Below are 12,142 nucleotides of genomic sequence, written 5' to 3'. Positions count from 1 at the left end.
CGCCATCCCCCTGTCGACAGCCTCCCCCGCACCCGGTCCGCCAGGCCCCGCAGTTCGATGGAGCGCGGCACCCGTACCAGCGGCTCTCGCGGCATGGTGGACCACAACGCCCGCACCACCAACAGGTACAGCACGACGGACCACCGCGCCCCTACCACCAGCCCTCACGGCCCGACAGGCCATCGCACCCCTACCACCAGCGCCGGCGCCGACGAGAAGGGCCACCGCGCCCAATCCACCAGCGGCGCCCCCGAGATCCACCGGCGTTCTCATCGCACGGCCGGTTCACGAGGCACGGCCATCCAACCGACCCGCGCTCTTCCTGACGCTCCCGGCTCCGGCCGTCCCCGCCGCGAGCGCGATCGCCCTGAGCGCGCTGCTGGGAGCGTTCCTTCTCCTCAGCCTGGTCACGACCGTACGTCGGCGCCTGCGCTCCCGGTCCCCCTCTCACCGGCACATCGCGCCACAAGGCCGACACCGTAAACGGCACCGCAGGAGGGGCGACCGCCGTCCGCGCCACAGCTGACCAGGTACGTCCGCCAACGGCACGCCGGTTATCCACAACCTCGCGGTAACAACTCCCGCCATCCCCAGAACCCCGTTCAGCCGGCCTCCCCCGCCTCGAATCCACGAGAGTCGGCGGCAACCAGACGGAGGTGGCACATGCCCGCGAACAACAGACTCGACCTCGGCAGGCAAGGCGAGCAGCTAGCCGTGACCTACCTGGAGGCACAGGGAATGAAGGTGATCGAGCGCAACTGGCGCTGCCGTCATGGCGAGATCGACGTCATCGCCGAAGAAGGCCCCAGTTTGATCGTGGTCGAGGTCAAGACACGGTCGGGCACGTCACACGGCACGGCTCTGGAGGGCGTGAGCAGGGCCAAGCTGGCCCGCCTCAACATGCTGGCGGCCAAGTGGCTGGCCACGCAGCAGCGCACCTTCGACTCCGTGCGCGTGGACGTGATCGCCCTTGAACGCTTCGCCGGCGATTTCGCACTGCGCCACGTGCGGGGGGCGATCTAGATGGCCGTGGCCCGCACCCGCAGCGTGGCCGTCGTCGGCGTCACCGGCCGCACCGTGGAGGTCGAGGCCGACGTGGGCAACGGATTGGCGGGCATCCACCTCATCGGCCTCCCCGACACCGCGCTCAGCGAGGCCCGCGACCGGGTCAGGTCCGCTGTGGTCAACAGCAGCTACCCATGGCCCGACGCCCGCATCATCGTCAGCCTGTTTCCTGCCAGCCTGCCCAAGCGGGGGTCGCAGTTCGATTTGGCCATAGCCGTGGCGATCCTGGGCGCGGCGGGCGTGATCCCCGCCGAGCGCATCGCGGAGCCGTTCTTCCTGGGTGAGCTGGGCCTCGACGGCCGCATCAGACCCGTGCGCGGTGTCCTCCCCTCGGTGCTCGGTGCCGCCGGGCACGGTGGCGCCACGGTCGTCGTACCGTCCGCCAACGCGGCCGAGGCGGCTCTGGTGCCCGATGTGAAGGTCGTCCCCATGGCCGGCCTGCGGCAGCTGGTCGAGTGGCTGCGCACGGGGGACGACCCGCCGCTGACCCGGGTCGACGACTGCGGGGAGGCACGCAGGTCCACCATCGACCCCGCGGTCGACCTGTCTGACGTCGTAGGCCAGCCGGTGGCCCGCCGAGCCCTCGAAGTGTGCGCGGCTGGCGGCCACAACCTGTGGATGCTCGGCCCTCCCGGCACCGGCAAGACCCTGCTGGCCGAACGCCTCCCCACCCTCCTGCCGGATCTGGGGCTCGATCACGCCCTGGAGGTCACCGCCATCCATTCCGTCGCGGGGGTGTTGCCGCCCGACTCCCCCATGATGAGCAGGCCACCGTTCGTCGCCCCGCACCACACGGCGACGTCCGCCGCGATCATCGGCGGCGGCAGCGCGGTCGTGCGTCCGGGTGCGGTCTCGCTTGCCCACAGGGGCCTGCTGTTCATGGACGAGGCTCCCGAGTTTCCCCGTCACGTTCTTGACGCCCTGCGGCAGCCGCTGGAGTCCGGCCGGGTGACGGTGTCCAGATCGGCGGGCTCGGTCACGTTCCCTGCCCGCTTCATGCTCGTCCTGGCCGCCAATCCCTGCCCCTGCGCCCAGGCCGACGACAAGAGCGAGGCGTGCAAATGTTCGCCCACGACCAGACGCCGCTACCTCGGCAGGCTCTCGGGCCCGCTCCTTGACCGCATAGACATGAAGGTCACGGTCGCCCGCTCGACCAGGCGCGAACTGCTGGCCGACCGGCAGTTCGTGGAGACCAGCAAGACCGTGGCCGAACGCGTGCTCGTGGCCCGCGACCGAGCCGCCAAACGTCTGGCCGGCACCCCCTGGCGCACCAACGCCGAGATTCCCTCCTCAATCCTGCGTGCCGACCACCGCCCAGGTGAGGCGGCCATGCGGCCCATGACGTCCGGCCTCGACTCCGGCATCCTCACCGCCCGGGGCCTCGACCGCGTGGTGCGGGTCGCCTGGACCCTCGCCGACCTGGCGGGCAAGGAGCGCCCGGAGGAGGACGAGACCACGGCCGCCCTCAGCTTCTGGCTGGGAGTCACGTCATGACGCAACCGTTCCCCGCAAGACCCCGTGTCACCGCCTCATGGCCCTCTCCGGCTGCGAAGCCCCGGTTCCGGAGAGGCCCTCCGGCGAGATCACCAGGGTCGGTTCCCTGCCTCCCGCATGCGCCCCGGCCCCTTGTTTCAGCCCTGCACCAGTCCTGCCCGTTCCCGAGACCCCTTTGGCCCGTCCATGTCCGTTCCCCTTCACGAAAGCACTACCAGCAGCCCCATGCCGTCCGCTCCCGCGACCACGTCGCCCCCGGCCTCCGCAGCCGATACAGACACCCAGCCCACGCCATCCACCATTCCGTCGCCGACGTCCCCACCCGAGCCGGCCGCCTCGCTCCCGCCCACCCATCGAACCGTGCGCACTCTTCCGTCCACCACGGAGGCCTCAGCTTCCGTGATCTCTGGGCGGGCCGCGGTCACCATGACCCCACCATCGGGGCAGGTGCGGGAGGAGACGAACGAACTGGTGGCCAGGGCCGCTCTCATGCGCGCCACCGACGTGGGCGACCCCGTCATGGGTCGCCTCGTCGCCCAGTACGGCGCCTCGGAGGCGGCGGCAGCAATCCGTGCACGCGCCTTGCCTCCCGAGTTCGCCGCGCGCGAGGCCCAGCACGAGCGCCCGCCCGACCTGACCGGCCGGCTGAACGCCTGGTACGCCCGGCTGGCGGCCGCCAAACCCGCGGGCGACCTGGAAGCAGGTGAGAGGGCTGGAGCGAGGCTGATCGTCCCCGGCAGTCCGGAATGGCCGACCCAGCTGGACCAACTGGGGGCCAGCCGTCCTCTCGGGCTGTGGCTGCACGGCACGGCCGACCTCCGCTTCGCGTGCCTGAAGTCCGTCGCGGTGGTCGGCGCCCGTGCCGCCACGTCCTACGGTTCGCACATCGCGGCCCAGTTCGGTGTCGGGCTCAGCGAGTCCGGCTGGACGGTCGTGTCAGGTGGCGCGTACGGCGTGGACGGGGCGGCGCACAAAGGAGCTCTGGCGGCCGATTCGCCCACGGTGGCCGTCCTGGCGTGCGGCGTGGACGTCTGCTATCCGAGCAGCCACGACACCCTGTTCGCGGCCGTGAGGGAGCAGGGCGTCGTGATCAGCGAATGCCCACCGGGCGTCCATCCCACCCGGGCACGCTTTCTCGTCAGAAACCGCCTGATCGCCGCCCTGTCGAGGGGCACCGTGGTGGTGGAGGCGGCGTTGCGCAGCGGCGCGCTCAACACGGCCGCGCATGCGCTGTCCCTCAACAGGCACCTGGCGGCGGTGCCTGGCCCCATCACGTCAAGCCAGTCGGCCGGCTGCCACCGGCTGCTTCGGGAGCGCAGAGCAGTCTGCGTGACCACGCCTGAAGAGATGATCGACCTGGTCGGCGTGATAGGCGACGACCTGGCCCCGCAGAGCCGAGTCCCCGCCGTCTCCAGGGACAGACTGAACGAATCCACCAAGAGGGTGCTGGACGCCATTCCCGCCCGAGGCGGCGCGGGACCGGCCTCGATCGCGGTGGCTGCGGGGGTGGGCCTGGATACGGCCTTGAGCGCGCTGGGCGGCCTGGCAGCCGCAGGCTACATCGAACGCGCCGCGAACGGCTGGCGCCTGCGCAAGCCGGCGACCAGCTATCGCAAGGCTCCCGAAGCGGCCGCCCTGCAACCCCCGCTCACCGCGGAGGCCGCCGACCAGACAGACGACCCACCGTTCCCTGACGACTCGCCGATCTCCGCGGAGGGGCTGGACCCCTGACAGCCGGCGGTGGCCGGACGCACACCGTGTGGCCCTGCGCACCGGCATGGACATGGTGACGGCCATCGCGTGATCCTTGGAGGGCCTGCATCAAGACCGGAGGGAGAGCACCGCGATGGCCGCGCACAACAGTCTGTCGTGCGCCCGCCGAAAGGCGAAGAGAACCGCGCACCAGTGACTCCTACTTTTTGCCGACATAGTTGAAGATCATGACAACCGCTTGTTGACGTCGCCGCTCACCACACGTGGCATCGTCGACGCGCGGGCACGGTCGGAGAGGGAAAGCACATCGCGAGGGGTGCAGCAGCGGAACGACGACCACGACGTACGCCGGCGAAGGACGGGCAGCCGGGAAGTCAGGACGACGCGTACGAGAGCCGCCGTAGGCACGACAGCCGGCATCAAAGGACAGGCCGGGCAGTGGGAGGCGGCTGACGCGCATGACGAGGGGCACGACACGTTGACGGCCATAGGCGACAGGGCCGGCACCATGGCCGGCGGAAACGATGGCGACACAACACCATGGCGACACCGACGATGATGGGGGCGTGGAAGACATGGTTCGTGAGGATGGTGCCGCGGCTGTGACGAGGGACGAGGTGCTGGCCGAGTTCGGCCGGTACCTGCGGCTGGAGCGCGATCTCTCACCACACACGGTCCGTGCCTACCTGACCGACGTCACCTCTCTGCTCGAGCACTTGGGCGGGGAACTCGACGCTCTGGACATCGGAGCTCTCAGGGAGTGGCTGGCCTACCAGCACGAGGAGGGAAAGGCCAGATCCACGCTGGCACGCCGGACCGCCTGCGCCCGCACCTTCACCGCCTACTGCCATCGCCGCGGCTGGCTGACCACAGATCCGGGATTGCTGCTGGGCACCGCCAAGACGGCCCGCTCGCTGCCATCCGTACTCGACCAGGAGCAGGCGCAGGCCGCGATGGAGGTCCCTGCCGCCGCGGAGCCGAAGGAACTACGCGACCAGGCGTTGCTGGAGCTCTTGTACGCCACGGGCGTGCGGGTGAGCGAGTTGTGCGCCCTGGACGTCGACGACGTCGACCGCGACCGGCACGTCCTCAGGGTTCTCGGTAAGGGGCGCAAGGAGCGTTCGGTGCCGTTCGGGCTGCCCGCGTTGCGGGCCCTGGACAGGTGGTGCATTCACGGGCGTCCGCTGTGGGCCCGAGCGAGATCGGGGCCCGCGCTGTTCCTCGGGGTCCGTGGCGGCCGCATCGACGCGGGGACCGTCCGGCGGGTGGTACACGCGCGGCTGGCACAGGTCGAAGGAGCGCCCGACATGGGGCCGCACGGTCTCCGGCACACCGCGGCGACACACCTGCTGGAGGGCGGGGCGGACCTGCGCAGCGTCCAGGAGTTGCTCGGGCACGCGTCGCTGAACACCACGCAGATCTACACCCACGTCTCCATCGATCGTCTGCGCGCGGCCTACCGTCAGGCCCATCCCAGGGCCTGACGGGCGAAAAATCACGGCCGACGCCACTCCGGCGTGCGCACCGCCTCGGCACGGCACCGGCAACCGCCCCACAACGTTCAAGCCCCACGTCAAACATCCAGGCCCCACGTCTCCGCGTCGTGCCACCGCATCAGCGCCGCACCGACACAACGAAAGACCCAGCGGGATCACTCCGAGTCACTGACGTAGGCCACAGCCCGAGGACACGCCAACTCGGTACGGGAATCGTCCGTTCCCTGGAACTCGTCCAAGAGCCCGTCCTCCGTGGGGTCCGGTCCCTGCAGCCCTTTCTTGTGAGGTCGTTCCCTGGAGTCCGTCCCCAGAAGCGCCCACCCCGTGGCCGTCCCTCTGAACCGTTTGGGAAGCCCATTCCCAGGAGTCCTTCGGTGGCCCGTCTCCAGGGAGACCAGCCCTGGAAAAGGTGTTGAGGGCCACGTCGGCGCTCAAGCGCGGCATGCCAGAGGTGGTGGCCCTCTCAGCGCCCTGGTCGCGCCGTCACCCCGAGAAGCCCTCCTTGGGCATCTCCAGGTCGGCCTTCGCCAGTTCTTCGACGTTCACGTCCTTGAACGTGACGACCCGTACGTTCTTCACGAACCGGGCGGGCCGGTACATGTCCCACACCCAAGCGTCCTGCATCTTCACGTCGAAGAAGACGTCGCCGTTCTCCGCAGTGCGGACATCGAGATCGACTGAGTTGGTCAGATAGAACCGCCGCTCAGTCTCCACCACGTATGTGAACAAACCGACGACATCGCGGTATTCGCGGTAAAGCTGCAGCTCCATCTCGGTTTCGTACTTTTCGAGATCCTCTGCGCTCATCGCGGTCCTCCTGTCGTACCGGTCCCCCGGTTTGCCTGGTCAGGCAACCCCGGCCCCCATTTCATTCTCACCCATCCCCCTCGCCACCGTGACGAAGGAGTAACGGTGATCAGGACACGGACCATGCGTTTCCAGCGCCAGCCGGTGTCCTGGTGTGACATACCCCTTGTGCTCGGCGAAGCCGTACTGCGGGAAGCGCTCGTCCAGCGCGACCATCAGGCGATCCCTCGTCACCTTGGCCACGATCGACGCGGCCGCCACGCATGCGGCCACCTGGTCCCCCTTCCACACGGCTAGTGACGGCGCGGGCAACCCGGGCACCGGGAAGCCGTCCGTCAGGATGTACTCAGGGTCACAGGACAACTGTGCGACAGCGCGCCGCATTCCCGAAACGTTGCATTTGTGAAGACCTTTGGCGTCGATCTCCTCGGGCGGAATGGTCACGACGCCCACGTGGGCGACCCGCACGATCGCGTCGTAGAGGCGTTCGCGCACCGCCGGAGCGAGCAGTTTCGAGTCGCTCAGGCCGTCGACCGGCTTGCGCAGGATGACGGCCGCGACCACGAGCGGTCCCGCGCACGCGCCACGGCCGGCCTCGTCGACACCCGCGATGGGGGTGAGGCCGCGGCGGGCGAGCGCCCGTTCATAGGCGTAGAGTCCGGAATCTCGCCGGACGACGCTGGGTCGAGGGCGGAACGCAACTGTCATGACAGAGGCAGCGTACGCCTCATTCGCCGCAAACCGCGACCGAAAGCTTATCTACTTGACCTTGTCGAAAGCCTCGGGCTGGGAGAAGAGATAGCCCCGCGACAACGGCCAGTAGCGCACCACGGCCTTGCCGATCACCGCGTCTTCCGAGATGAAGCCGCCACCCGGCTCCCGCATGTGCGCCCGGGAGTCGGCCGAGGCGCTGCGGTGGTCGCCCATCAGCCAGAGCTTGCCGGCCGGCACCTTGACGTCGAACTTATCGCCGGAAGCGTAATCGTCGGGGTAGAGGTAGGAGGACTCGTCGAGCAGCTTGCCGTTGATGGTGATGCGCTTGTCGGCGTCGCAGCACTTGACGTGGTCGCCGCCGACCCCGATGACGCGCTTGATGGTGTCTTCGCCGTTCCAGCCCTTGAACACCACGATGTCGCCGCGCTCCGGCTTGCCCGAGAGCTTGTTGACGAAGATGCGGTCGTCGAGCTGCAGGGTGTTCTCCATCGACACCGACGGGATGTAGAACGACCCGACCACGAAGGTCTGCAGCAGCAGCGCGATGCCGACGCCCAGGACGAGCAGCAACACCGTCTCGCGGAAGCTGCCCTTCTTTTTCTTCTCTTTTCCCACACCCTCCGCCTTCTTGGTGACGGCCATCAGCGCTTCCTCCGCAGCCGGCGCCGGACCAGGACCAAGGGTACGGCCAGCCCGAACCCGGCGACCAGCGGTACGGACCCGCCGAGCGCCTGGAGCGCGGGTTGGGCGAACGTGTCGGGGATGTCTATCGAAGATGCGCGGTCGAACGGCCATACGATCACGAACGCACGTCCGATGACCTGACTCACCGGGATGGACCCGCCGCCCGCGTCGCCGGTGTGGGCGCGTGAGTCGAGTGACACCGAACGATGGTCGCCCATCACCCACAGCCGGTCGGGCGGAACGGTGACGTCGAAGAACTTGTCAGAGGGCACGTTGCCCGGATAGAGGTAGCTCTCCTCGTCGATCGGCGTGCCGTTCACGGTGATGCGGCCCTTGGAGTCGCAACACTTGACGTGGTCGCCGCCGACGCCGATGACCCGCTTGATGTAGTCCTTCTCGCCGGGGATGACGCCGAACGCCGTGCCGACCCAGCGGAAGAACGCCGCGACAGGATTGGACGGCTCCTCCATCTGGAACTCGCCGTCCCAGGAGTCGACGCCCGAGAAGACCACCACGTCGCCGCGCTCGATGTCGCGGGTGTGGTAGACGAGCTTGTTGACGAGAACCCGATCGTTGGTCAGCAGGGTGTTTTCCATCGACTCTGACGGAATGTAGAAGGCCTGGACCACAAAGGTTTTGATGATCAGGGCCAGCACCAGGGCGACAACGACAAGAACAGGAAGCTCTTTCCAGAACGACCCCTTCTTCTCTTTATTTCCGCCCTTGGCCGGCTTCTGAGTCTCTTCGGCGACCACGTCCACCTCGTCCTCGACAGGGCGGCGCACAGCGCCGTGCTCCTGGCTCTCGCTAGTCATCGCTGACGAGCCTAGATGATGTCCCGGCTCGACAAGCCTGGACCGACGTTACACCCACGCACGAGTCGCTCCACATAAAGGAAACGGCCCCGTAAAGCCGAAAGGTCCGCGCCATGGCGCGGACCTCGGAAAGAACGAAGGTTACTTCGCGGGAGTCGTCTCACGCTTCTCGCGGATGCGGGCGGCCTTACCGCGCAGGTCACGCATGTAGTAAAGCTTCGCGCGGCGCACGTCACCGCGGGAGACGAGCACGATCTTCTCGATGACGGGGCTGTGCACGGGGAAGGTGCGCTCGACGCCGACGCCGTAGCTGACCTTGCGAACGGTGAAGGTCTCGCGGGCGCCGCTGCCCTGCCTGCGCAGCACGAAGCCCTTGAAGACCTGGATGCGGGAGCGGCTGCCTTCGACGACGCGTACGTGAACCTCGAGCGTGTCACCGGGGCGGAAATCCGGCACATCGCTGCGCAGGGTCGCCTTCTCGAGCTCCTGGATCTTCGTGTGCATGAGAGCTGTCCTCAAGTCCTCGTGAGCACGCGGAGGTCCACCCGGCCATGGCTCGTGGCGGACACGCCTGCTGATGTGATGAAACCCAGGACCGTTTCCCGGGCATGACAGACCAACCACAACAGGTTGGCAGCGATTCAGTTTGCCATATCTTCCGGCTCGACGCGAAACGACAGCTCCTCGAGCAGTTTCCTGTCGTGCTTGTCAAGCGTCTCGGGGTCGAGCTCCGCCGCGAGTTCGGGCCGGTTTCGTACGGTACGGCGCAGCGCCTCGTCCCGCCGCCATCTAGCGATTTTTCCGTGATGTCCGGACAGCAGCACGTCAGGCACCTCGCGCCCCCGCCAGACGGGAGGCTTCGTGTAGACGGGGCCCTCGACGAGGTTGCGCATGGACCCGGGGGCGAAGGAGTCGTCGACGGCCGACTGGGCGTTGCCCAGCACCCCCGGCAGCAGCCTGCCGACGGCCTCCACCATGACCAGCACGGCCACCTCGCCGCCGGCCAGCACGTAGTCGCCGATGCAGACCTCGTCGACCCGCAGCCGCCCGGCATATTCCTCCACGACGCGTGTATCGATCCCCTCGTAACGCCCGCACGCGAACAACAGCCACGGCTCTCCCGCCAGCTCCTGCGCCAGCTCCTGGGTGAACGGCCGCCCACTCGGGGTCGGCACGACCATCCGGGGCGCCCCGTCGCCGATCACGGAGTCGATGGCCTCGCCCCACACCTCGGGTTTCATGACCATGCCCGGCCCTCCGCCGTAGGGGGTGTCGTCCACGGTCCTGTGCACGTCGTGTGCCCAGTCACGGAGCTGGTGCACGCGTACGTCGATCGTGCCGCGCTCGCGCGCCTTGCCGATCAAAGAGACGTCGAGCGGCGCGAAGTATTCGGGAAAGATCGAGATGATGTCGATCCGCGTCACAACAGGCCCTCCGGCGGATCGACGACCAGCCGCCCGGCCTCCACATCGACCACGGGCACAAGAGCCTTCACGAACGGGATCAGCGCGTCGTCGGCCTCTTTCCGGCGTACGACCAGGAGGTCCTGGCCGTGGTGGAGCACATCGGTGACCTCACCCACGGGCTCACCGGACGCGGTCTCGACTGCCAGGCCGATGAGCTGGTGGTCGTGGAACTCGTCGGGGTCGTCGAGCGGCGCCACCTCGGCGGAGTCGATGACCAGGATCGTGTTGCGCAGGTCCTCGGCCGCGTCACGGCCGGAGATCCCGGCGAACGACACCAGCAGCAGACCCTTGTGCCAGCGGCGGCCTTCCACGACGAGCGGCCCCCTGCCTGGGGGGTCGGTGGCGATCGACGTGCCTGGGGCGAAGCGCAGCTCGGGATCGTCGGTGCGCACCTCCACGGTCACCTCACCGCGTACGCCGTGCGGACGGCCTATCCGGCCGACGACCAGCTGCACGTGAACCGCCCTTTCTCAACGCGAGCGCCCCCATCGGAAGACCGATGAGGGCGCACAAACCTGACGCTAACGGACTACTTCGTGCAGATCGAGCAGATCGACTCGCACGTACTTCCCGTCGGCCAGGGCGTTCACGACCGTGCGCAGCGCCTTGGCGGTGCGCCCGCCGCGTCCGATGACCTTCCCCAGGTCCTCGGGGTGCACCCGGACCTCCAGGACGCGCCCGCTGCGGATGCGGCGTGCGCGAACCCGGACATCGTCTGGATGTTCGACGATGCCCTTGACGAGGTGCTCGAGAGCCTCCTCGAGCACGTCAGGCCTCGCCCTCGGCCTGGGTCTCGGCGGGGGCCTCGGCCTCTTCCTTCTTCTTGGCCCTCTTCGGCGGCGTGGTGGCGGCCGTGCCGGTGTCGCCACCGGACAGCGCCTCCTTGGCCGCGGCCTCGTAAAGGGCGTGGCGGTCAGGCGCGGGCTCAGCGACCTTGAGAGGCTCGGGGGCGGGCTCGCCCTTGAACTTCTGCCAGTCACCGGTGAGCTTGAGGAGCTTGAGCACCGGCTCCGTCGGCTGCGCGCCGACACCCAGCCAGTAGGCCGCACGCTCAGCGTTGATCACGATGCGCGAAGGGTTTTCCTTCGGGTGGTAAAGGCCGATCTCCTCGATCGCCCGGCCGTCACGCTTGGTGCGGCTGTCGGCGACGACGATGCGGTATTGAGCGTTGCGGATCATGCCGAGCCGCTTGAGCTTGATCTTGACTGCCACGGGTGTGGTCTCTCCTGCATTCGCATGTGGGTGAACGGCGCCTCGCCGAGTGGGGCACGACGGAACGACGCTCCAGGGACAGGCGTGTCCGGCGGGAGGTGAGAGGGCACCCGCCTGGTCACGGTGTTCCAACATGTCATTGTGCCAGATCGACGACACTGCCCACGACCGTAGGCGGCACGTCGCCGCAAAGGGTCGGCAAGCTCCCGTCCTCCCTTCCGTTACGACCGCGTCGGTCCGGATACGCCCCACCCCGCGCACCCCTGTTTCAAGCTCTCCGTCCTCACGCACCCGCATCCGACCGGACTCCACGACTTCCCTGGCTGGGGTGACGATCGTGTACGCATCGGGGGGCGGAACGCGCTCGCCGGGCCGGGCACGGGCACACCAGTGGGCGTCAGCGTTACGTCAAGCGGATGAGAGGCGGGCTCGTCGCACAACGGACGGCCCGGCCCGGCATTGACACGGCCGACCAAGCAGGGACGGAACTCGTGGGTTAGGGCGGGTCTCCGAGAAGCTGGTGGGCAGCGCCGGGGGCGCCAAGCTGCGGGTGGACTTGGGCGGCAACGACGGACACTCAACCAGCGGGGTGGACTTTACGACAGACACCCGACCAGCGGATGGACCAGCCAAGGACGCGCAGGCACGGCGACTGGTGGGTGGGGGCGGGCGAGAC

At 68.3% G+C, this 12,142-nt stretch carries 13 protein-coding genes; 4 read left to right on the top strand and 9 right to left on the bottom strand.

The annotated features are described in order from the left end of the window. The first annotated feature begins 663 nt into the window (after positions 1-663). From GUY59_RS42970 to GUY59_RS42955, 4 genes are all read left to right on the top strand, one after another. The gene (locus tag GUY59_RS42970) at positions 664-1,023 is read left to right on the top strand and encodes a YraN family protein (RefSeq protein ID WP_132335338.1); all 360 of its coding nucleotides are present in this window, start codon (positions 664-666) and stop codon (positions 1,021-1,023) included. Beyond that, complete coding sequence (locus GUY59_RS42965; RefSeq protein ID WP_138207929.1) at positions 1,024-2,559, top strand: YifB family Mg chelatase-like AAA ATPase; 1,536 nt, start codon at positions 1,024-1,026, stop codon at positions 2,557-2,559. A 399-nt stretch (positions 2,560-2,958) separates the two neighbouring features. Beyond that, positions 2,959-4,290 carry a DNA-processing protein DprA gene (gene dprA, locus GUY59_RS42960; protein WP_252375215.1) on the top strand — a complete coding sequence of 444 codons (1,332 nt, stop codon included), beginning with the start codon at positions 2,959-2,961 and terminating at the stop codon, positions 4,288-4,290. A 557-nt stretch (positions 4,291-4,847) separates the two neighbouring features. Next, positions 4,848-5,756 carry a tyrosine recombinase XerC gene (locus GUY59_RS42955; protein ID WP_138207931.1) on the top strand — a complete coding sequence of 303 codons (909 nt, stop codon included), beginning with the start codon at positions 4,848-4,850 and terminating at the stop codon, positions 5,754-5,756. A 495-nt stretch (positions 5,757-6,251) separates the two neighbouring features. On the opposite strand, the gene GUY59_RS42950 is transcribed toward GUY59_RS42955, so the two are convergent. The 9 genes from GUY59_RS42950 to rpsP form a co-directional block, all read right to left on the bottom strand. After that, on the bottom strand, positions 6,252-6,575 hold the full coding sequence (locus GUY59_RS42950; protein ID WP_026215037.1) for a DUF2469 domain-containing protein: 324 nt from the start codon (positions 6,573-6,575) through the stop codon (positions 6,252-6,254). 39 nt (positions 6,576-6,614) lie between these two features. Next, entirely contained in the window at positions 6,615-7,283 is a 669-nt protein-coding gene (locus GUY59_RS42945; RefSeq protein WP_138207925.1) for a ribonuclease HII, read from the bottom strand. A 51-nt stretch (positions 7,284-7,334) separates the two neighbouring features. After that, positions 7,335-7,931 (bottom strand): signal peptidase I, encoded by a 597-nt coding sequence (lepB, locus tag GUY59_RS42940; RefSeq protein WP_138207923.1) that lies wholly within the window; start codon positions 7,929-7,931, stop codon positions 7,335-7,337. Then, on the bottom strand, positions 7,931-8,788 hold the full coding sequence (gene lepB, locus GUY59_RS42935; RefSeq protein ID WP_165959764.1) for a signal peptidase I: 858 nt from the start codon (positions 8,786-8,788) through the stop codon (positions 7,931-7,933). The genes lepB (GUY59_RS42940) and lepB (GUY59_RS42935) overlap by 1 nt, the downstream gene beginning before the upstream one ends. A 141-nt stretch (positions 8,789-8,929) precedes the next feature. After that, positions 8,930-9,292: a 50S ribosomal protein L19 gene (rplS, locus tag GUY59_RS42930; protein WP_132335346.1), complete on the bottom strand. Its 363-nt coding sequence runs from the start codon at positions 9,290-9,292 to the stop codon at positions 8,930-8,932. 137 nt (positions 9,293-9,429) lie between these two features. Beyond that, a complete protein-coding gene (trmD, locus tag GUY59_RS42925) occupies positions 9,430-10,212 on the bottom strand; it encodes a tRNA (guanosine(37)-N1)-methyltransferase TrmD (protein ID WP_138207921.1) in 783 nt (260 codons plus the stop codon). Then, positions 10,209-10,709 carry a ribosome maturation factor RimM gene (gene rimM, locus GUY59_RS42920; protein ID WP_138207919.1) on the bottom strand — a complete coding sequence of 167 codons (501 nt, stop codon included), beginning with the start codon at positions 10,707-10,709 and terminating at the stop codon, positions 10,209-10,211. Before rimM ends, trmD begins: the two co-directional genes overlap by 4 nt. 66 nt (positions 10,710-10,775) lie before the next feature. Continuing rightward, positions 10,776-11,021 carry an RNA-binding protein gene (locus tag GUY59_RS42915; RefSeq protein ID WP_132335352.1) on the bottom strand — a complete coding sequence of 82 codons (246 nt, stop codon included), beginning with the start codon at positions 11,019-11,021 and terminating at the stop codon, positions 10,776-10,778. A 1-nt stretch (position 11,022) separates the two neighbouring features. Beyond that, positions 11,023-11,466: a 30S ribosomal protein S16 gene (gene rpsP / locus GUY59_RS42910; protein WP_132335354.1), complete on the bottom strand. Its 444-nt coding sequence runs from the start codon at positions 11,464-11,466 to the stop codon at positions 11,023-11,025. Positions 11,467-12,142 lie beyond the last annotated feature (676 nt).

The organism is Nonomuraea sp. K271 (assembly GCF_009908215.1).
In the GTDB taxonomy this organism is placed as follows: domain Bacteria; phylum Actinomycetota; class Actinomycetes; order Streptosporangiales; family Streptosporangiaceae; genus Nonomuraea; species Nonomuraea longispora.
Note: the sequence above shows the minus strand (reverse complement) of the source record. Positions and strands in the feature narration are given on the sequence as shown.